Genomic DNA, 21,900 nt, shown 5'->3' with positions numbered 1-21,900 from the left:
TCTCTGTAAACCCAGTGTTCTCGGTGGTAAATATTTTTTATATTAATGACCTTGCGCGGCATAAAGCCCCGCCTAAAATAAATTTAGAAGGTAACCATATCAGTAGGCGGGAGTTTACCTCGCGCATTTTAATCTGACATCTAAATCTAATTTCTTGTTTAAACACAGAGAAGTGAATGAGAGTAAATGAGAAGACAACGGACTTCGAGTGACGAGCTGCGAGCTACTGCTAAAACCTTTGACCTTTAACCTTTGACCTTAAACCTTAAACCTTTGACCTTAAACCTTTGACCTTAAACCTTTAACCTTTAACCTTTAACCTTTAACCTGAAACCTAGGAACCTAAAGCCCGTAGCTCGAACCCCGTGGCCCGCACCCCGAGGCCCGAATCTCACACCTAAATTTGAGGCATAAAAAAAGCCGCATAAAATGCAGCTTTGGGGGTTTAGTCTCACTTCACTTTGGGCGTGTCTCCAAAACTTAGTGAATACGTTACCAAGGAATTGTTTAAGACTAGATAGACTCTAGGGCAATTTTAACCATTTCGTTGAACGTGGTTTGACGCTCATCTGCAGGTGTTGCTTCGCCGGTGATTACATGATCACTGACGGTAAATAATGCCATTGCTTTTGCGCCGTATTCTGCTGCTACGCCGTATAAGCCAGCTGTTTCCATATCAACAGCGAGTACACCTAGTTTGTCTAGGTCTTTATAAAACGTGTCGTCTGCTTGATAAAAAGTATCGGTAGTAAATACGTTACCTACTTTTGCATCAATGCCTAAATCTTTAGCCGCATTTACGCCGTTTAAAAGTAAGTCAAAGTTAGCAATCGCAGCAAAGTCAGTACCACGAACGCGGGCACGATTTACGTTTGAATCTGTGCTTGCACCTTGTGCAAAAATTACGTCGCGAATTTTAATATCGCTACCAATACCACCACAGGTACCTATACGAATAATATTTTTAACACCAAAACTAACAATAAGCTCACGAGCATAAATTGACATTGAAGGAATGCCCATGCCTGAACCCATAATGCTCACTGGCTTACCTTTGTAAGTTCCAGTATAGCCGTACATGTTACGTACGCCAGTTACTTGCACTGCATCATCTAAAAAGTTTTCAGCAATATATTGTGCGCGTAGCGGATCGCCTGGCATTAATACTGTTTCGGCAAAATCACCTACGTTTGCACTGATATGCGGAGTACTCATTGATTGTTTTCCTTTTGTTTGGCTAAAAGCCCTATTACTTTAAAATAGCGAGCGTATTTCTAAGTTATTTAACTGTGTTCAGCTTATCAATAAAGCCATCACCATATTCTAACGCTTTAAGGTTAAACCATTGCGCAAGTGTTTGGCCAATATCGGCAAAGCTATTGCGTTCACCCAGTGGCGTGTTGTTCATTCCTGGCTGATAAGCAATAACTGGCACATATTCACGAGTGTGCTCTGACCCTGGAAAGGTCGGGTCACAGCCATGATCGGCGGTGATCATTAATAAATCATCAGGCTTTAGCTGATCTAAAATAGTGGGTAAGTAATCATCAAACTCTTTTAGCGCTTTCGCATAGCCAACAGGATTTCTGCGATGGCCAAACTTTTCATCAAAATCAACTAAATTGGTAAAAATCAAACTGTGTTCCTGCGCAGTGGCCATCACTTCACTGGTTTTTTCTAGCAAGTTCATTAACCCTGGCGCTTTATGCTTTTGGGTAATGCCTTGATGCGCATAAATATCTGAAATTTTACCAATACTGATAACTTCGCCACCGTCTTTTGCAAGTACATCGAGCAATGTTGGCGATGGCGGTAATACTGAATAATCACGACGATTACCGGTTCTGGCAAAGTCTTGATTATTAGAACCCAAAAATGGCCGCGCAATCACTCGCCCTATATTCATTTCATCAAGCAGCGCCCGTGCGATTTCGCAAACTTGATAAAGCTTCTCTAGGCCGAATGATTCTTCATGCGCGGCTATTTGAAACACACTATCAGCTGAGGTGTAACAGATTGGTTTACCTGTTTTTACGTGCTCTTCACCTAGCTGCTCTAAAATCGTGGTTCCTGAGGCATGGCAATTGCCTAAAATGCCCGGAATACCTGTGCGAGCAATAAACTCGTCTACAAATTCTTGTGGGAAACTCGGCTGTGTTTTAGGGAAGTAACCCCAATCAAATAACACTGGCACGCCAGCCATTTCCCAATGACCCGATGGCGTGTCTTTACCGCTTGAAAGCTCTTTTGCGTAACCCCATGCGCCTTGTGGCTCATTTCGGTCAGCAATTAAACAGGGTTCTTTACCAGCGGCTTCACATGCATCTACTAACCCCAGTTTTGAAAGGTTAGGAAGCGAAAGCTTACTGCCAGTCTCGTCATAATATGCCTTGAGTAAATGTGCGAATGTATTAGCACCAACATCACCAAATTTATCTGCATCGGGTGCTGCGCCAATTCCTAAACTATCCGCCATTAAGATAATTGCTCTTGCCATTGTGACCTCACATCTGTTCTAGGTGGTTACTTTATCTGCTCTTCGAATTTTCCGTACAGGACATAAGTCCTGTTTCATAAAACCTAAACATTATAAATTTGCACTCTTAAGCGAAGCAAAAGAGATTAATCGTGTCTTTTTTGCTATTGTGATCTACCAACAATATATCCTTCTGTGTGGGTGAGAACTTTAGTGACACGAACTATTATAGCTATTGCAGGCGCATCGGCGTCCGGCAAATCTCTATTTAGCCAAACTATTTACAATGAATTGGTAAATGAGCTTGAACCAGGCGCTATCGCCATTATTGAAGAAGATGCTTATTACAAGGATCAATCGCATTTGCCGATGGCACATCGTACGCAAACGAATTACGACCATCCTGATGCATTTGAACACGAGCTATTGCTTGAGCATTTAACGCAACTTCGTAATGGCCACTCTGTTGAAGTACCAACTTATGATTATGCTCAGCATACACGTAGCGATAAAACGCGCCGTGTGGCTTCGGCTAAAATACTCATTGTAGAAGGTATTTTATTACTGAGTGATAAAGCGCTTAATAAAGAATTTGATATCAAGGTGTTTATAGATACGCCATTGGATATTTGTTTAATGCGCCGAATGCAACGCGACATGGAACAAAGAGGCAGAACATTACAATCTGTTGTTGAGCAATATCAAGCAACTGTTAGACCGATGTTTTATCAATTTATTGAGCCTTCAAAGCATAACGCTGATTTAGTTGTGACTCGAGGCGGTATGAATCGCGTTGCGATTGATATTATAAAAAGTAAAATAAAGTACATTTTACAAGAATAACAACGGGAAACGTTTGTATGACAACATTTATGAGCTTAGTAGGCATGCTAGTGCTACTAGGCATCGCTTTTGCGGCCTCAACTGATCGCAAAGCAATAAAATTAAGAACCGTGGGTATCGCATTTTTAATGCAAGTCATTATCGGCGGTTTTGTACTGTTTTTTGAAGCAGGCAAAAATGTATTAGCGAGTATGTCTCGCGCCGTTTCATCGGTTATTGGGTATGCCAACGATGGAATTAGCTTTTTATTTGGCCCATTAGCTTCGCAAGATACGCTAGGGTTTATTTTTGCAATTCAAGTATTGCCCGTTATTGTGTTTTTCTCAGCACTTGTTGCTGTGTTATATCACTTAGGCATTATGGATTGGATTATTAAAATTTTGGGTGGCGGTTTACAAAAATTATTGAAAACCTCACGCACCGAGTCGCTTTCAGCCACAGCAAATATTTTTGTTGGTCAAACTGAAGCGCCTTTAATTGTTAAACCGTTTATTGCAACCATGACCAAGTCGGAATTGTTTGCCGTAATGGTTGGTGGTTTAGCCACCGTAGCAGGCTCTGTAATGGCCGGTTATGTAATTATTGGCGTAGACCTTAAGTATTTAATTGCAGCCAGCTTTATGGCGGCACCAGGCGGTTTCTTAATGGCAAAAATGATAGTGCCAGAGACAGAAACACCTAAAGATGATTTAGCCGATATAGATTTAGGCGATGACAAACCGGTTAATGTTATTGACGCAGCAGCATCAGGCGCAGCAAACGGTATGCAGTTGGCACTTAACGTAGGTGCAATGCTACTTGCTTTCGTTGCGTTAATTGCTTTATTAAACGGTTTATTAGGCGGTATTGGTGGGTTATTTGATTACCCTACATTAACGCTACAAGAAATTTTAGGCTACTTATTTGCCCCTGTTGCATGGTTACTAGGAGTACCGTGGAATGAGGCAATTATAGCCGGCAGCTTTATTGGTCAAAAGTTAGTGGTAAATGAGTTTGTTGCTTACTTAGACTTTATAAATTATCGCGATACGTTAAGTGCGCATACACAAGCAATTGTTACCTTTGCCTTGTGTGGCTTTGCTAACTTATCATCGATAGCCATTTTACTAGGTGGATTAGGCGGTATGGCGCCTAGTCGGCGAAAGGATATCGCACGCTTAGGGCTCAGAGCAGTGTTAGCAGGATCTATGGCTAACCTTATGAGCGCAGCAATTGCTGGGTTTTTCCTCTCGCTAGCTTAGAAACTTAATGAGACGATCCAACTGTTGCAAAACAATAGGATAGCGCTTTAAGGGGTTAAAGCACTATCTGACTTGAACGATACTTCACCAAGGGCCGCAAGGCCCTTTTATCGTTTTTATAGCCTCTACTTTCTAAATCCTCAGCAATTCATACCTAAAAATTCCCTAGCAAAGCTTTCATTCTTATACCAATCCGCAATAATACTTAATCATTTTGCGGGACTAAACGTGTCGCTACCTGTGTTAAAAAATTCTCATTTAGAACAACTAAATAGCGAATTTTTTGCCTAGCTATCAACTCGTTTTCCAGCCTCAAAATAGACCACTTAATTAAGCGAATTGGTATTACTAAAAAAATATGAACAACTGTGTAACTGCAGAAGCATTTAATTGTCAGCCCTTTACAAGGCACTTGAGAGTATAAAAGGTAGCGAAGTTAACAAGAATGAATGGCTGTGAAGAGGTAATATAGGCATTATTGAGTGGGAACTTTTTGAGTTTTTCTCTGCTTAGGCGTGTTTATTATTGTCTATAGGCTTAATTTTTTACATAACGTTTAATGTAAGCTTCATAGCCAGACTCTGCCTTAAGCCGCTCAAGTGCTTGATTAAAGCGTTTTACTACCATAGGTGAAACGGCTTTGTTAAAGCCAATATAGTTGCCTTTAAGCTCATCCACATGAATTTGCTTGAGCTTCACCAAGTCATCCCTAGAGTACCCAAATGGCTCACTTTGATGATCAATAGTAAAGTCAGAGCCAATAATTAAATCGATGCGTTTTTTAAAAAACAGTCGCATAAATGAGTCTGCTTCACTAAACAATAGTAAGTTTTTATCGGTAACAAACCCAAGTCGACGCACCAGCATTTCATAAATGTCGCCTCGCACTATGCCCAACGAGTAGTTTTTAGCTTGTGAAATATCATTCATCACAATATGGTCGCTAGTTTTTAATTTAAAAAAGTAGGTTTGATTTGACACCAAGGGTCCAACCCATTTAAAAAGAGGCTCTCGCTCTTGCGTTTTTGCCAAAGAAAAAATGGCTGACTGCGGGTTACTTTGCACTAAGTGGTAAGCACGCTTCCAAGGTAGCATTATAAACTCGCACTCTAGCGCTGCACGGGCACAGGTATCTTTTACTATGTCATGATTGATACCCACCAATTGGCCAGTGCTATCTTGAAAGTTATACGGAGGAAAACTTTCGGTATAAATAACCAGTTTAGGCTCAGCAGCCTGGATATTATGGCTAAATAGCAACCCTAACGCTAATAATGTAAATTTAAAAATAAACACCCCCTATAATTTAAGTAATAACCTTAACCTAGAAAGCATGTAGAAACTATTAATTTATAACGCTGTTTGTAATGTTAAAATAGCAGATGACGTAAATAGAAATAAAAATGACTAGGGTGTTAAAGCGGTGGTGTAATATTCTTAAATTTTGGGCACAAAAAAAGCGCCTTAAGCGCTTTTTTTCATTTTACTTAAAAAGTAAAATTATAGAGCTGTGATGTTATCAGCTTGAGGACCTTTTTGACCTTGTGAAAGAGTGAACTCTACACGTTGGCCTTCAGCTAAAGTTTTGAAACCTTCGCTTTTGATTGCTGAGAAATGTGCGAAAACGTCTGGACCGTTTTCTTGCTCGATGAAACCAAAACCTTTAGACTCGTTGAACCACTTAACTGTACCTGATACGATGTTAGACATAGTATTATTCCTGATATAAAAAATTAAATTGTGCCCTAATGGGCGGTGTAGCAAAAAATGAGATGGTACTTAAAAACTTCAGGACGGTACTACAAGTATTACTTATACAACAACGAAATGGAGATTTATAAATTATCATGCTTTCTTTCTAGCTGCGGCCTACTATATAGAGTTACTGTGACAAGTCAACCCTTTACGCGATTTAATTAATAAAATAACCCTCGTAACTCACTTTACATGTTAAGCACTTGTTTAAGCAGCTTAAAATTCAAATTCTAACGCCATTCTAAAACTATGATTCTTCTCTGACTGGCTGATTTCAGTAATAAAACCGGCTTCCCACTTTAATTGTTTTTGTCCATCAAAGCGGTGCAAGCCTATAAACCCAGGGCCAATACCCACAAAGTCTTCACCAAGATACACCTCAACCGCGGGCTGAAAAGCAGACAAGTATCGGTAGCGATATTGCGCTCTAAACTCGCTTTCCCATTCGTTTTCTATATCTTGCCCCCATTCGTATACTAAAAAAGCATTCATGGTGAGGCTTGCACGACCAAACTCTTTTTCAATTACAAAACCAGAGGTTGCTTCGTATGCGTCGGCGTCATGCTGTTTTTCAAATTCAAATAACGCGCCCCAATCAGCCCATAGCCTGCCCTGCTCTATTAACTGCCAACGAAGCTCTAACTCATACGCTTGCAAGCCAAAGTCACCGTTATCATCGCGCTCACCCACGATGTAGCCTTCCAATGCCATGGTGTCGTTTATTGCGCCGCCTAAGCCAACGCGCTGTGCTAAAATATTACCACTATCAGTTTGATGCGACACAAGCCGCCATTCTAGCTCGCGCTCAAACGGCAACACATACGGATGATAAACTTTATCTACTACTATGCCATCAGCATAAACGAGCTTAGGTATTAATAAACAAAAACCAATTAATACAGTGGCTGCAAATAGGTTTATTGCTTTCATGATTTTTCCTTAGTGATTAATTTAGGAATAAAATAACAAACAGATAAAAATAACACGCTGCTCAACGCATAGCTTAAAACACTGGTTAAATTAGGCGTAGCCTCATAACCAATCAGAGCGCGCAATACTCGTCCAAACTCTGAGTTTTCGGTTAAAATAGCACGTAAATCCCATACGGTTGCCGTTGTTGCTATCAAATCAATTTGGCTCGCCAAATCAAGTGCCACAACCAGTTTTGCCGCACTGTTTAACGCTAACAATACCAATAAAGGGATAAGCCCAAAGCGCTGTTTGATTGCACTCAATAAAAAATACAACAACACACTAAAGCTACTGCATATCCCTAAGCCTAAAAAAGTGCCAATAAATAAGCTTTGTGCTGCTTCGTTGTTTTGCCAAAAGCCAATCAGGTAAATAATGTAATGACTTAAATAAAGAGTCATTACGCTGATAATCGCAATCATAAATGCAGGCGTTGCTTGTTTAATGGCGTAGTACAGCGCACTGATAAACACTAAAACACATAAAGCAATTTGGGTATATTCTAAACCCTGGTAGTCGAACAAGGGACTAATTAACGGCGCACTTTTTACAAACAAAAATGAAAGCCCGATCCCTAAAATAAGCCCTCCCAGCAATTTCATTAAACTTTGCTTGGCTACAACTTGCAGTAAAATAAGTAAAATGGCCACCGGCAGTAACTGGTTTAGACTCATCACTAGGCTAGTTATTAGCATTAGAGCGCTCCTTTTCAGTCACTATGACAGCACCACGCGCCGTATTGGGCGAAAACTCGCCAAAAAATTCATAGCGCCCAGGGATTAACGGCCCGATATAAATAACGCTTTTGCGCTTAGGGTAAAGTACTTTCTCTCGATTGAGATCGAAACTGTCGAACTCTTCAGGCGTACTATCTTGATTTTCGATTAACAAGCGTACCTTTTTATTGGCCGGTACGACGATTTCTGCGGGATAAAACAAATGATCTTTAAGTACAATAAGATAGTCTTTACTGGCGGCGTTAAATGATAAAAATACGCAACAATATAAATAGGGGTGAATAAGTCGTTTAATCACATTTAGCTCCTGCAAAAACTACCTGTACTTTTAAGCCGCCCAAATCGCTGTCTGTTAAATTAATTTCAGCGCTATAAATAGCAATAATGTGCTGGACTATTGCCATGCCTAAGCCCGCACCTTGTTCACCCGAAGGATGTTGGTCACCGCCAACACGATAGAAGCGATTAAATATCCGTTGTTTTTGATCGTCCGTCATACCTGGACCGCTGTCTTCTATTTGCCAAATACGCTGCCTGTGCATCTGCTTTAGGGTAATTTTTATTTGTCCGTTTGCAGGCGCGTACTTTATAGCATTACTCAGTAGGTTTGAAATCAACGTCACTAAGGTAAACTCATCACCGTTAATAGTAAAGTCATCTCCCTCAAGGCTAATAGTGTGATTTTTAGCCTCTATTTTTTCATATAGTTGGCTAACTACTTCTTGCGTGATCGCTAATAATGACTGTTCTTTAAACTGCTTTTGCCACTGCTCTGGCTGAGTACGCCCTAGTATTAGCATTTGCTCCACTATATTGGTGAGTCGATTAATACCTTGAGTCATGGCTTGTAATTCTTGGTTATCGCCTTGTTGGGCGGCCAAATTATGCACATTAATTTTTAAACTGCTCAGGGGTGTACGTAATTCATGGGCGGCATCTGAGGCAAAAAAACGCTCTCGTAAATAGGCCGTTTCTACGCGTTTAAATAAGTCGTTTAAGCGGCTGATCACTGGTTTTATTTCTTCATCCGTCACCTGCCAATTGATCGCTGTGAAATCATTTGCTTGGCGCAGGGCTAACTGTTTTGATAAACGGGTTAACGGTGCCAGTGCATATTTAACAAAAAAGCTAATAAATAGCGCAAGCAAAGGAACCGCCCATAACATGGGTAACATGGCTGATAAAATCACCGCCTCGGCAAGCTCAAACCGCTTAGCAATCGGCTCGGCAACAATAACGGTGCGTAAAGAAGTAGCAAAAACGAATACCCGCATTCGCTGCCCTGCAATATTAAGCGTTTGAAAACCCGCTTGATATTGGCTCAAATCAAGATTTAATTCGTCAGAACCGCTAAGTAGCTCACCACTTTGCCAAATTTGATACAGTAACTGGGCGCTTTCTTGCATTTTTGGCGCCATAGCGTTAATAGATAGAGGCTGTTGCATCAAGACTCCAGCCACCACTTTTAGCTCACTATCGAGTAATTGCTCACCATGGCTCATACTTTTTTGATAGCCTTTTACTAAAGCTAAAAAGCAGGTTAACACCATCATTGACAGTAAGATAAGTGTTAAACGCTTACGAATTGACATAGAGCATGGTTACCTTTGTAAATTCAAGTTTGTGCAATCTAGGGGCGTTTTAATCACGTGAGCTATCTCTTTCCCACAACATAGCCAATACCACGGAGAGTTTTAATAAAATCGCTGGGGAATTTTTTTCGTAGGTGATGAATATGCACCTCAATGGTGTTAGAGCCAACCTCTTCACCCCATTGATAGAGTTTATTTTCTAACTGCTGCTTAGATTGCACGCGACCTTGGTTTTCCAGTAACGCTTTTAGCAGCATGTACTCTTTTCGCGGCAGAGAAAGTAGCTCATCGTTAAGTGTGACACTGTGCGCTGACGTATCCATAGTAACATCACCACATTGTAATAAGCTCGACTGAGCTTGATTTACACGTCGGCTCGCTACGCGCAAACGAGCAAATAATTCGGCTGGTTCAAATGGCTTAGCTAAATAATCATCAGCCCCCATATCAAGCCCTTGCACTTTATCATCTATGCTACTGCGAGCGGTTAGTATCACCACCGGAATGACTTTTTTTTGTGCTTTTATGTGCTTTAAAATTTGCGAACCATCACCATCAGGTAAGCCTAGGTCAAGTATAACCAACTCTATTTCGCCACTGCCTAAACATTGCAACGCATGCTTAACCGTTGCGCTGTGTTCTACACTGTAGCCTTCTTGGCGCAATGAGCGGCAAAGCCCTTGCGCCACAAGATGATCATCTTCAACTAATAATAAATGCATTGTTTGTTTTGTTATCTCTTTAGTTTTTTATCAACTTTAGCTAATAATTGGCTAATTGCTTGCTGACGATATTTGTCCGCTTTAGCGCGAGTATCACGAATACCGGCCGCTTGTGCAACTATCAAATGGACTTTGGCTTGCTTATATTCACGTTCGTCGTATAAAAACTCACCATACAAGTAATTAGTATCAATGCCTTTTTGATTAAAAGCGAGTGCTTGCTTAAAAAACTTATCGGCGGTGTCATCATCACCAAAGCCAATTGGCCACCCTGGTACTTTACTGTATAAAGTTGCCAGGCTGGCATACGCTGAGCCACCTAAAGCACTGTCGTCTATTTTAAGGGCTTGCTCTAATGATGCCTTTGCATCTTTGGCATAACCCAACGCCCCTAAGCCGCCTTTTGCACCCGCAAAACTTGCCAGCACAATGCCGTTCCATGTATAGCTATTTGCTGAATTAGGATAGTTTTCGATAAATTGAGCACTTTGCTCACTCAGTTGAGTAAAGGCTTTGATTTGTGCGTCATCTTTAAGCTCATAATTAGCGACCGCCCACTGCTGTTGAATAGCGAGTAAGTCGCTTTGTTCATCTGCAAATACCGGCGATGAAAATACACTAACAATGCTTAAATAAGCTGCTAAAGTAAATTTTTTCATAATAAATCCTCTATTAACCTAAAAAGCTTTTTATTTTAGGGAGTTGTTTAGCAATTGCGTTATCTACAATACGTGGAAAAACGCCATTGATACGTGCAAAAAGTTTCTCAGGAAAACCAATAAATCGTCTGGTTTTATTTGAGTTTAATAACGCAACTAACTCATCAGCCACCAACTGCGGAGAGTCCATTTGATTACCAAGCGCTTTGTTCATTGCCCGCGTTTGAGCATCATTAATGTCAGTATCAGTTGCTCTAGGTGCCAAATAAGTAACTCTAACGCCAGTGTCTGAAAGCTCTCGTGATAACGCTTCGCTAAAACCACGCAAACCAAATTTACTGGCACAATAAAGTGTTTGATATGGGTAACCTATGCTACCAAAAGACGACCCAACATTAACTATGGTGCCTCTATTCGCTTGCAGCTGCTCTAAAAACAGTTGGCATAGTTTCATCGGGACGGCTAAATTAGTGCTCAGTAGATTATCAATTTGTTCACTACTACAACTACTTAAGCTTTGCATAACATTAATGCCTGCATTGTTTATGAGTAATTTAGCACCGCCCAATTTTTTGGCTTTAATTGCGAGTGCCAACATGTTTTCGGCAACCGTTAAATCTCCCACAAAAGTCATACTACCTGGGCACTGGCTACTTAGCGCATTTAGCGCATCGCCATTACGCCCTACTAATAGTAATTGCCAACCTTGTGCGTGCAGTGTTTTGGCAATCGCTTGGCCAATTCCCCCTGTGGCTCCTGTTAACACACATAAGCCGGTATTCATGCGTGTTGCTCTTGCGCTGATGCTTTAAAGAACGGCTCGTCATCTAAAGCGCGAAAAATATCACCGTACAAACGATAAAAACATTTTGCGCCATGTAAAATAGCTTGCTGATCGGCCTCATTAGTAATTTTGTTCATCAAGTTTTCAAAAAACTTTACGTGCTCTATATCAAGCGCACCATGAGAGGTTAAATAGCTAAATGCTTTTTTAGGTAAACCAACTGCATCAGCAATATTTGAAGCTGCGCCATCAGCCAGGGCAATTGAAGTCCCTTCGAGTACATGAACCATGCCAAAAAAGCTTAATGGATTTTTACGAGCGATACTGTCATAGGCATACGAGACCATCATTTCAGTGGCGAATTGTGGCTGACTATAGCGCACACTTTCTTTATCAAAACCACACGCGGCAATATCGTTAAGCACCCATTCTTGATGGCCAATTTCCTCTTCAATGTATTCGGCTACGGCTTCACGTAACCATTCTTGTTCGTCGGTTAAACGGGCACCTAACGACATCATTAATGGCACAGTGTGTTTTACATGATGATAGGCTTGCGCTAAAAATGACGCATACTCTTCAAGTGATGCTTGGCCTTTAAAAACGCGCTGTATAATTGGCGCAGCTAATAAGTACTCACGCTCGTTTTGAGTTTGTGCTTTTAATGTATTAAAAAAATCAGTCATGGATCACTTCTCCAAGTCGGTAAAATTGTTCAAAAATAAGGTTAAATTGCTGGCTAATAGCCTGGCGCTTAGGACGATTATTGGTCGTTAGTAACCCTTGCTGAACACTTAAAGGCTGAGCTAACCGATGCCACTTTTTAACTTGTGCATAATCGGGTAACTGTTGATTTATAAATTTCATATGCTCACTGAGTTGTTGATCACTCAACTCAGGGATTGCATAAATAATCGCGGTTAAAAAAGGTTTGCCCTCACCAAAAACAACGGCTTGTACAATCGCGCTTTGGCTCAATATTAATGACTCAGGCCATTCAGCACTGACATTACGGCCCATGCTGGTAATAATCAGGTTTTTAAGCCGCCCTTTTATGAAGAGCTTATTGCCATGCTGGGTCACTAAATCGCCTGTTGCATACCAGTTATTTGGGTTATGCGGCGCTTGATTTAAATACCCTAAAAATAGCTCACCCTTTATGTACAACTGGCCTTTTTCGATTTTGGTTTGTATGTGCGGTAATACAGTGCCGGCACTCTTTAAATCATCATTTTTGGGCGTATTTAAACTTACGACAGATGCCGCCTCTGATAATCCATACCCCTGATAAACAGGTAAATTAAGCTCTCTGGCGGTGGCAATTAAAGCATCACTCACGAGCGCTCCGCCAACTGCAATAAACTGTAATGACTTTGGCGGCTGCCAACCTTGTTTTGCAAACGCAATTAAACACGTTAATAACTCAGGCACTAAAATAAGGGTGTTAGGTTTTACACTGTCAATTGCACTAATGAGTTTTTCAGGATTTTTTAACCCTGAGCCAACAAAACCCAATTCGTTTAACGGCATTAAATGTACACAACCGCCACTTAATAATGGTGCATAAATACCTGCAATATTTTCCAGTAATACAGGTAATGGCAGAAAACATAAGTGAGTTGGTTTACTTATACCTATTTGCTCACATAACGATTGTGCAACTTGCATTTGGCTATGAGTTGATAAACACACCCCTTTTGGCTCGCCTGTAGAGCCTGACGTAAAAGTGATTTTTTGCGTGCCCTTAAAGTAACGAATCGGTTCTTTAACGTTGAGCTGATAAATATATAAGGTGTAATGATCAAACAAAGTAATAGACAATGTATGCGCACCCAAAGAAAGCCTTGGCATATCACTTATAAACAGCTGTGCACCACACTGTGCCAACACATATTGTGTTTGTTGTTGACTAAAAAAATGGGCGATCGGTATAGCCACTTTATTAGCAACGCTGGTCGCAGCATCAAGTACCAACCAAGCAGGTGTGTTATCAAGTTGAAATGCAATTGCATCAGCATCTGAATTTGCAAAAATTTCCGCTACTTTATTAATTTCGTGAAGCAGCTCAGTGCCTGTGAACTGTTGTGTTTGATTCGCAAAATGCGCAACTACCGCCGGCTGAGTAGCTAAATCACTTAAGCTATTTAACATACTCATACCGCCTCCAGCGCATTGATTAATGCCGTAATGCCATGTGTATTTTGTTGTTTAATATCAAGTAGCATTGGCGTATTAAGTACTTGTAGATGTGCTTGCTCTAAATTAACAATGCATACTGTAGGCTGGTTCGCGTAGTAACTTCCCCAGCTTTTTGGTTGCTCAACAACACTGCTGTTAGCCAATGCAATTTCATTACACGTTACCCCTAATAAACGCAATAAAGCGCGTACCTGTTTGGTGGCACAAAAAACCAAATTAGTAGCACCAATAGCTCTTAAAGCTTCATTAACAATAATAAAATGCGATAACGTGGCTTTTCTGTGTGTTGAATAGAGATTACCTAACTCAAACACTTTACTGCGCTGTGTGCCCATTGGTAAAAACTGCTCAATGGGCGCTGCTAAATATTGTTCAATAAATAAAGGAGAAGTGGCGTTTCTAAGCCCTAAAGTGCAATGCCCTTGCTGAGTTTTATACTGACAGAGTAATGGCATAAATGAAGTTAGGCTGGCATTGTACGCAGCTAAAAAGCCTTGTTTTACTGTATCTTCAAGGCGCTGACGGTGTTCATCACATTCTCTGGCGCTCACAAACTGTGTGAACGACTGAAAAAGTGTTGATGATGACTGTTGTTGTTGAGCTAATTGCATAAAAGCATCGCCTGTATTAAATCTATAGGTAGAATTTAATAGGCGAAACTTAAATAAAACTTAAGGTAAATTAATTTTTTAAAAAATTTAATTTAGACTGGCAATAACGGTTTTATTACGGCCCGTTTCTTTTGCATGATAGAGCGCTTTGTCAGCACATTTGTATACTTGATCAATATCATCACTGTGCTGCGGCCATGTAGCAATGCCGATGGAGACATTTATACAACCAACTTTGGCCATCGGTGTATTCGCCACTTCATTACGTAACCGCTCAGCAATAACAAACGCACTATCGCTATTTTCGTTCGGTAATATAAGTAAGAATTCCTCGCCACCAGTTCGCGCAACAATATCATCTTTGCGAGATACCTGCTTGATCACACACGTTAAAGTTTTTAGTACCTCATCGCCCACATCATGGCCAAAAGTGTCATTAACCCGTTTAAAAAAGTCGATATCTATTTCTAGAACCGCAAAGGGGACCTGTTCTTGAATTAATTTATCTAACAATAAATACAAACCTCGCCGATTATGCGCACCAGTTAGCGGATCGGTGAGTGCATCTTGGCGTAATTGCCCCATTTTCGACTGCAGTATATTAACTCCTTCTAACATGGCTGCTTTAAGTTGCTGACTTTCAAAATACCAAGGTTTAATACTTTTAAGATTTGCCACGTTTTGTTGATCAGTCGATAAATTTGCACTGTCAGCTAGTAACCTAAGGGGCTTAGCAATAAAATGCGCTAACACACCAATCAATACAAAAGTAATTAATACAATTGGTAGCATTCGCTTGAGCAACAGCCCTTGAAAAGTATCTAACGTGGCAAGTGTTGCCACCTCACTACGCTGGGCAACTACGCCCCAATTAGCAAGTTTAACGGGCGAAAATCCAGCAAGCATGTGCATACCTAAACTATTAATTACCCGCGCATGTCCATCCTCACCTTTGAGCACACGATTTATCACAGGATTATTCTGAACCACCTCACCAATACGCTCACTCACGGGATGATAAAGTAAAGTTTTATCATCGGCCACTACATAAAAATACGCCCCGCCATCGTAACTATGCTGTTTTAATAAGGCGTTTAAAATACTCTGCTGTTCTAAATAAAGACTTCCACCAATGTAACCATAATAATTACCCGCTTCATCGAACAAAGGATACGAAATGATCACCATTAAGTTATTAGCTAACGATACATAAGGACGGCTGATAAGTGGGCGCTGCAGCTTAAATGCTTGCTTGGAATGAGGCGAATCAACCCGTTTATTAATGATATTAAGCGAGGCGGGTGAAGCAGCTTTCAGCACACCTAACTTATTAATAACAACAGAATTAAAACTATTTGTTTGCTTTAAAAGTCGGTTTGTTTCCAGTTGTAACAGCTCGGTATTATTAATGTCTTTAACAATAATATTGGCTGAAAACTCAAGCTGCTGCATCGCTGCAATTAAAAAGTGATCGGTCGCCGAGGCAAGCTTACTAGCAAATACATGGTTACTTTTGAGAGTATCTTCTATTACCCGTTCTTTTTGTACTTGGTAACTAATGTATAAACCACTGAACAAAATAGCGGCTGTAGCAGTGATAGCTAACAACAGAATTAATTGCCTAAGTTTAAAAGTAAATGGTGATCGAAAACGCAACTTATTATCATCCTAAGCAAATAAAAACGACTGCTATGTACTACATATATCCTAAATATAATACAGAAATTAAACTAAGTAGCCTAATTTTTGTTATTTTTGGAATGATAAAATGACATTTATTATATATGTCGGGTTTTGCAGTTAAGCTCAATAATAGTTAAGCTGCATGCACTTTATTTTTATTTAGCCTTGAGGTGTGTGTTGCTAAATAAGTACCTGTTGTCGTCTTCTCTTTTTTTAATCGGATGTTTCATGCCAATAAAATCTTCTTTTGCCGATTCTGCGCTGTCGCTTGAACAGCAACTTGGGCAAAAACTTATGCTCGATTTACGCTACTTTTGTCACCAAGGCAGCAGTAAGCGCTGCAGAACAGCATTAACCGAGTTACCAGATACACTAGCCAAAGCGATTAGCCGTTATGATATTGGCGGGGTTATTTTATTTTCTGAAAACACCCAAAGTATTGAACAAATAATTAGCCTTAATCAGCAACTGCAACAAGCTGCGTCTCACTCTAAATCAGGCTTACCGCTTTTTATTTCAATTGACCAAGAAGGTGGACGAGTAGCTCGACTGCCACGTGATGTGGCCACTTCATTTACTGGTAATATGTCAATTGGCGCCACCTACCCTGAGCATGGCATTTATTTCGCAACTCAAACCGCGAATGTTCTTGCCACGGAGCTTTCAGCATTGGGGATTAATGTAAATTACGCGCCAACCGTTGATGTAAACATGAACCCAGACAATCCTGTCATTAATGTCCGCTCTTTTAGTGAAAACCCAAATGATGTAGCAGTATTAGGTGCCGCACAAGTTAGTGAATTTGAAAAAAATGGCATTATTAGCGCACTAAAGCATTTTCCCGGGCATGGCGACACCAATGTAGATAGTCATACCGGCTTGCCTAAAGTGATGCATTCAAAAGAGGTGATTTACGCACAAGATTTAGCGCCCTTTAAACACATTATTGAGCAGCATAGTCCGGGCATGATAATGACCGCGCATATTCAATACCCAGAGCTCGATAGCAGTACCTTGACTAATGTTGATGGCAAACAAATGATCAAGCCCGCGACAATGTCGCGTAAAATCATGACCGATATTCTACGTAAAGAACTTAACTATCAAGGTGTGGTGGTAACCGATGCACTTGATATGGCAGGTATTAGTCACTTTTTTAGTCCAACTCAAGCAATTATAAACACCTTTGCCGCTGGGGTTGATATTGCGCTTATGCCAATAGAGATTAGAACGCCAGATGACATTAAAAAGCTCGATGCCCTCATTGAGTCATTAGTCAGTGCGGTTAAATCAGAACAACTAAACGCACAGGAAATTGCGCATTCAGCACAGCGTATTACCTCGCTTAAAAGTAAATTTAAATTAAACGCTTTTCCTGATCCCATTAAAGCATTAGCCAATGCTAAGCACATTATTGGTAATAAAGCACATCGCAAATTAGAAGCGTCACTGGCATTAGCGGCGATCACCCAAATAAAAAATAACAACAACACCTTGCCACTTAAGCTTACTGCAGGCCAACACATTCATATTATTATGCCCGATACGCGTAAATGTATGGCCATACAACAAGCCATAATGGCACTGAGCTCACACGCATTAGTTTATAGCTGTAGCAGTTTACAAGGTTTTGACCCTGTTGATGCTCAGCGTAATATAAACCAAGCTGATATTATTATTGCCGGAAATGCCACGCCTAATCAAAGCGCGGTGGAAATTGGCGGGATGGATGATTTAGCCGATAACCCAGACTTTGCCCTCAATAACGCAGAGCAACCTAAAGCACTTGAATCATTACTTAAAATGGCTAACAAGCAACAAATACCCACCGTGTTTATTAGTTTGCGAGCCCCTTATGATATTGCTCAGTTTGGCGACTCTGCCGATGCAGTATTAGCTTCATATGCTTATAATATTGACGTAGACAAAAACGAGCAAGTATCTGGGCCTGCATTTACAGCACTTGCTAAAGTATTACTCGGTCAAGCCCCTGCTAAAGGCAGCTTACCGGTAACTATTAAACAATCAAAGAGCCACTAATATGAAACTCAATTGTGATTTAGGTGAAAGCTTTGGCGCGTGGAAAATGGGGCTTGATGATCAAGTAATGCCGCATATTGATATGGCAAACATTGCCTGTGGTTTTCATGCGGGCGATCCTAGCGTTATGGCCAATACTCTTAAGCTCGCTAAAAAGCATAATGTTATGATTGGCGCTCACCCAAGCTACCCCGATAAACAAGGATTTGGCAGACGCTCAATGAATCTGAGTGTGGCCGAGCTCACTCAGTGTTTACACTACCAAATAGCTGCTCTTGATGGCATGGCAAAGGCACAAGGATTAACCCTTCGTTATGTCAAACCCCATGGTGCGCTTTACAACGACATGATGAAACACCAACCACTACTTAGTGCTGTGATGGGCGCGGTTGCCAGTTACCCTGCTGATCTAAAATTAATGATACTGGCCACGGCCGATGCTAAACACCACCATACAATGGCACGTCACCTTGGACTAACGCTTGTTTTAGAAGCGTTCGCAGACAGGCTATATACAGATCAAGGGCACCTCGTAGCACGAAATATAGCAGGCAGTGTGCATGATAAAGCAGCATTATTGGCACAAGTTAAACAGCTTTTGGCCAGTAACAGTGTGACTACCCAGTCAGGAAAATCGTTAAAACTTAACGCCGATAGTATTTGTGTGCACAGTGATAACGCCCAAGGTGTTGCGCTTATTGAAGACATTAAGGCACTTTGTAGCGCAAGCGTATAACTTCCTCTAAGCTGTAAACCCCCTTTACAGCTTTTACTTTCTTTTATCACCTTCATTCATTGGTAGTTTTAAATACTGGCTTCGTCGCATCTGACTGTTAATTATCCCTCTCCTACCCTATAAATAGAGCAGTGATTTAAAACAGGGATAAATAATGAAAACGCTTTTAGCTATGAGTCTTATACTGGGCAGCAGTCAATTAGCTGTTGCCAATACCGATACATTACAACTTCAAGATATCTTTAATCTTGAATATGCCAACCAAATAGACATAACAGAAGACGGTAAAACCGTGTATTTTGTCCGCAACCGTATGGATATTAAAACCGACCGTAAAGTAGGCAATATTTGGTCTGTTGATTACAGCACAGGGCAACTACAACCATTAACTTCTGGTGTATAGTCTCTCCTGACGGACAGCGACTTGCTTTCATATCAAACCGAGATGGTAGCAACCAAATATATATTAAATGGTTAAAAACAGGGGCTATCGCTAAGGTTAGTAATTTAACTAGCAATCCAAGCTCACTAACTTGGACTCCTGATTCAAACCAGCTGGTATTTAGTATGTTTGTTCCAATGGCGACGTCTGCGCCTGTCAGCTTACCTAGAAAACCAAAAGGTGCCACGTGGGCAGAGCCTGCTAAATATATTGACGATGTTTATTATCGTGCCGATGGAGGGGGTTATACTGAAAAAGGGTTTAGTCAATTATTTACACTTGATGCCAATGGCGGTAATGCTCAACAACTCACCAACGATAATTTTAATAATGGTGGGGAAGTCAGCTTTAGTAAAGACGGTAAAACATTGTATTTTTCTGCTAATCGCAATGAAAATAATGAATTGAAGCCCACTAACACTGAGCTCTATCAACTCGATTTAGGCTCGCTAGCCATTTTCCCTCTAACTGAGCGTAATGGGCCTGATCAACAACCTAAAGTGTCACCTGATGGCAAATACCTTGCCTATACAGGGTATGACGACAAGCGTACTAATTACGAAAACACCCAACTCTATATTCGCGATTTAAAAACAGGGAATACTCACAGCCTAACCACCGATTTTGATAGAAGTGTTGGCCAAATTAAGTGGAGCGCGAACTCAAAAGGGCTTTATTTTAGCTATGCCGATGAAGGGCAAACTGCGCTGGCTTATCAACCTCGAAGTGGCAAACGTAAAGTGATTACCGAACAAATAGGCAGTGTTGCGTTTGGTCGCCCTTATTCCGGTGGCGATTTCGATATTAGTGAAAATGGTCATGTTGCATTTACATTGGCCGATACCCAGCGCCCTGCTGATGTAGCCACAATAAAGCGTGGTAAAGCGCAACGCTTAACCGATTTAAATTCTGATGCACTCGCAACCAAGCAACTCGCTAAGGTTGAAGAATTATGACTTAAATCAAGCCACGATGAGCTGCCAATACAAGGCTGGGTTGCTTACCCACCGGGTTTTGATAAATCAAAAAATACCCACTAGTGCTTGAGATTCATGGCGGCCCTGTCGCTAATTATGGCCCGCACTTTAGTGCCGAAGTACAACTATTTGCCGCTAAAGGGAACGTGGTTTTATACATGAACCCACGTGGTAGTGATTCATACGGTAAAGAGTTTGCGCAAACCATTCATCATAATTACCCAAGCAATGACTACGATGATTTAATGACGGGTGTTGATGCACTCGTTGCCAAAGGGTTTATTGATGAATCTAAACTATTTGTAACCGGTGGCTCTGGCGGCGGTGTATTAACCGCATGGATTGTAGGTCATACAGATCGTTTTGCTGCAGCAGTGGTTGCCAAACCAGTAATTAATTGGATCAGCTTTGTACTCACTGCCGACTTCTATCCTTTCTTTGCCGATTATTGGTTTCCGGGCAAACCTTGGGATCATATTGAGCATTACATGAAACGCTCACCCATCAGTTATGTTGGCAATGTTAAAACCCCAACCATGTTACTCACGGGTGAGGCAGACTACCGTACGCCTATTTCAGAAACAGAGCAGTTTTATCAAGCCTTAAAATTGCAGGGGGTTGATACTGCGATGGTGCGTATTCCAAACGCTTCACATGGTATTACTGCCCGTCCATCTAACTTAATGACCAAAGTGGCATATATTCAATGGTGGTTTGATAAGCATTCGAAATAAAACGCAGAGTTATGAGTGACGAGCTATATAAGCTCGTTGCTCGTTGCTCGAAGCTCACATGTGTAAACCCCCTTTACAGCAATAATGTAAGTAACCCCTTACATACTCAAACTAAATATCGGACTTAGATTCAAACTGAGTTGGTAAAAAATCGGTTTATAGAAGAAATAGTGCTGTGAGTTAGTAAAAAATCGGTTTGAGTCACTGTTTATAAGCCCTCAGTTAGTAAAAAAATGTTTTATAAGCTGCAGCAGTTAGTAAAAAATCGGTTTATTACTCTCTCGATACCTGCTTAAAACCTTTAAATTAATCGTTTAAGTGGTCAAATTGTGGGTTAGAAAGACAAATTCCCCTCTTTAATAATAAAAAATGGCCGTTATTAGCATGGTTAGTTAAAATCTGATCTGTATTAAGAGCAGCTAGTTAAATCGTGATCTGCTTTAAGTAGCTTAGGGTCTGTTGACCTTTGCGGATTAAGATTTGTTCAAACTAGGGGCGGTTTAATCGCGGCGCGAGGTTTGTAACCTAGTGGGCTAAGTCAAAACCGAGCAAAGCTTCCGCGTCCTGCTCACGCCCCTTACCTACATCCATGTAGGCAACAAAGAGTAAATCGCCCCTAGGCAGAACCCGAAGGGCAGCGCCTGTTTGGCATTGATGCTGCGTTATCGCCTATTTATGGGGAATAACCACACCACAT

Annotated in this window: 19 protein-coding genes and 1 pseudogene; 5 read left to right on the top strand and 15 right to left on the bottom strand. The window is 40.9% G+C overall.

Annotated features, from left to right (window positions below; all coding sequences use genetic code 11):
* Positions 1 to 513: 513 nt before the first annotated feature.
* Together deoD and CWC14_RS15500 are read right to left on the bottom strand one after the other, a co-directional pair.
* Positions 514 to 1,215 (bottom strand): purine-nucleoside phosphorylase, encoded by a 702-nt coding sequence (gene deoD, locus CWC14_RS15505; protein WP_138563760.1) that lies wholly within the window; start codon positions 1,213 to 1,215, stop codon positions 514 to 516.
* 64 nt (positions 1,216 to 1,279) lie between these two features.
* Positions 1,280 to 2,497, bottom strand: coding sequence for a phosphopentomutase (locus CWC14_RS15500; RefSeq protein ID WP_138563758.1), 1,218 nt, complete (start codon positions 2,495 to 2,497; stop codon positions 1,280 to 1,282).
* 192 nt (positions 2,498 to 2,689) lie between these two features.
* Between CWC14_RS15500 and udk the strand changes: the two genes are divergently transcribed.
* Together udk and CWC14_RS15490 are read left to right on the top strand one after the other, a co-directional pair.
* Entirely contained in the window at positions 2,690 to 3,319 is a 630-nt protein-coding gene (gene udk, locus CWC14_RS15495; protein WP_013462847.1) for a uridine kinase, read from the top strand.
* A 17-nt stretch (positions 3,320 to 3,336) separates the two neighbouring features.
* Positions 3,337 to 4,560 (top strand): NupC/NupG family nucleoside CNT transporter, encoded by a 1,224-nt coding sequence (locus CWC14_RS15490; protein WP_076922576.1) that lies wholly within the window; start codon positions 3,337 to 3,339, stop codon positions 4,558 to 4,560.
* A gap of 537 nt (positions 4,561 to 5,097) precedes the next feature.
* On the opposite strand, the gene CWC14_RS15480 is transcribed toward CWC14_RS15490, so the two are convergent.
* The 13 genes from CWC14_RS15480 to CWC14_RS15420 form a co-directional block, all read right to left on the bottom strand.
* Positions 5,098 to 5,856, bottom strand: coding sequence for a substrate-binding periplasmic protein (locus CWC14_RS15480; RefSeq protein WP_138563756.1), 759 nt, complete (start codon positions 5,854 to 5,856; stop codon positions 5,098 to 5,100).
* A gap of 204 nt (positions 5,857 to 6,060) precedes the next feature.
* Positions 6,061 to 6,270 (bottom strand): cold-shock protein, encoded by a 210-nt coding sequence (locus CWC14_RS15475; RefSeq protein ID WP_008467029.1) that lies wholly within the window; start codon positions 6,268 to 6,270, stop codon positions 6,061 to 6,063.
* 261 nt (positions 6,271 to 6,531) lie between these two features.
* Complete coding sequence (locus CWC14_RS15470) at positions 6,532 to 7,245, bottom strand: hypothetical protein (RefSeq protein WP_055011595.1); 714 nt, start codon at positions 7,243 to 7,245, stop codon at positions 6,532 to 6,534.
* Entirely contained in the window at positions 7,242 to 7,982 is a 741-nt protein-coding gene (locus CWC14_RS15465) for an FTR1 family protein (protein WP_138563754.1), read from the bottom strand. The genes CWC14_RS15470 and CWC14_RS15465 overlap by 4 nt, the downstream gene beginning before the upstream one ends.
* Positions 7,969 to 8,322 (bottom strand): cupredoxin domain-containing protein, encoded by a 354-nt coding sequence (locus tag CWC14_RS15460; protein ID WP_138563752.1) that lies wholly within the window; start codon positions 8,320 to 8,322, stop codon positions 7,969 to 7,971. The genes CWC14_RS15465 and CWC14_RS15460 overlap by 14 nt, the downstream gene beginning before the upstream one ends.
* Positions 8,315 to 9,616, bottom strand: a complete 1,302-nt coding sequence (locus CWC14_RS15455) for an ATP-binding protein (RefSeq protein WP_029609982.1) — start codon at positions 9,614 to 9,616, stop codon at positions 8,315 to 8,317. Before CWC14_RS15455 ends, CWC14_RS15460 begins: the two co-directional genes overlap by 8 nt.
* Before the next feature lie 62 nt (positions 9,617 to 9,678).
* Positions 9,679 to 10,338, bottom strand: coding sequence for a response regulator (locus CWC14_RS15450; protein WP_013462838.1), 660 nt, complete (start codon positions 10,336 to 10,338; stop codon positions 9,679 to 9,681).
* A gap of 11 nt (positions 10,339 to 10,349) precedes the next feature.
* Positions 10,350 to 10,997, bottom strand: coding sequence for a hypothetical protein (locus CWC14_RS15445; protein ID WP_138563750.1), 648 nt, complete (start codon positions 10,995 to 10,997; stop codon positions 10,350 to 10,352).
* Between the two features lie 13 nt (positions 10,998 to 11,010).
* Positions 11,011 to 11,781: an SDR family oxidoreductase gene (locus CWC14_RS15440; protein ID WP_013462836.1), complete on the bottom strand. Its 771-nt coding sequence runs from the start codon at positions 11,779 to 11,781 to the stop codon at positions 11,011 to 11,013.
* Complete coding sequence (locus CWC14_RS15435; RefSeq protein ID WP_138563748.1) at positions 11,778 to 12,467, bottom strand: iron-containing redox enzyme family protein; 690 nt, start codon at positions 12,465 to 12,467, stop codon at positions 11,778 to 11,780. The genes CWC14_RS15440 and CWC14_RS15435 overlap by 4 nt, the downstream gene beginning before the upstream one ends.
* The gene (locus CWC14_RS15430) at positions 12,460 to 13,938 is read right to left on the bottom strand and encodes an AMP-binding protein (RefSeq protein WP_138563746.1); all 1,479 of its coding nucleotides are present in this window, start codon (positions 13,936 to 13,938) and stop codon (positions 12,460 to 12,462) included. Before CWC14_RS15430 ends, CWC14_RS15435 begins: the two co-directional genes overlap by 8 nt.
* Positions 13,935 to 14,591: a thermostable hemolysin gene (locus CWC14_RS15425; RefSeq protein ID WP_138563744.1), complete on the bottom strand. Its 657-nt coding sequence runs from the start codon at positions 14,589 to 14,591 to the stop codon at positions 13,935 to 13,937. The genes CWC14_RS15430 and CWC14_RS15425 overlap by 4 nt, the downstream gene beginning before the upstream one ends.
* An 87-nt stretch (positions 14,592 to 14,678) precedes the next feature.
* Positions 14,679 to 16,199 (bottom strand): sensor domain-containing diguanylate cyclase, encoded by a 1,521-nt coding sequence (locus CWC14_RS15420; protein ID WP_138563742.1) that lies wholly within the window; start codon positions 16,197 to 16,199, stop codon positions 14,679 to 14,681.
* A 303-nt stretch (positions 16,200 to 16,502) separates the two neighbouring features.
* Here CWC14_RS15420 and CWC14_RS15415 point away from each other — a divergent pair, with 303 nt between their 5' ends.
* The 3 genes and pseudogenes from CWC14_RS15415 to CWC14_RS15405 all read left to right on the top strand — a co-directional run bounded on the left by CWC14_RS15415 (position 16,503) and on the right by CWC14_RS15405 (position 21,203).
* The gene (locus CWC14_RS15415; RefSeq protein ID WP_138563740.1) at positions 16,503 to 18,314 is read left to right on the top strand and encodes a glycoside hydrolase family 3 protein; all 1,812 of its coding nucleotides are present in this window, start codon (positions 16,503 to 16,505) and stop codon (positions 18,312 to 18,314) included.
* A gap of 1 nt (position 18,315) precedes the next feature.
* Complete coding sequence (locus CWC14_RS15410; protein WP_138563738.1) at positions 18,316 to 19,050, top strand: 5-oxoprolinase subunit PxpA; 735 nt, start codon at positions 18,316 to 18,318, stop codon at positions 19,048 to 19,050.
* A 154-nt stretch (positions 19,051 to 19,204) separates the two neighbouring features.
* Positions 19,205 to 21,203, top strand: a pseudogene (locus tag CWC14_RS15405) (S9 family peptidase).
* Positions 21,204 to 21,900 lie beyond the last annotated feature (697 nt).

Source organism: Pseudoalteromonas sp. S3260 (assembly GCF_005886925.1).
In the GTDB taxonomy this organism is placed as follows: Bacteria; Pseudomonadota; Gammaproteobacteria; order Enterobacterales; family Alteromonadaceae; genus Pseudoalteromonas; species Pseudoalteromonas tetraodonis.
The sequence above is the reverse complement of the archived record's forward strand: the minus strand, read 5'-3'. Positions and strand labels throughout refer to the sequence as shown.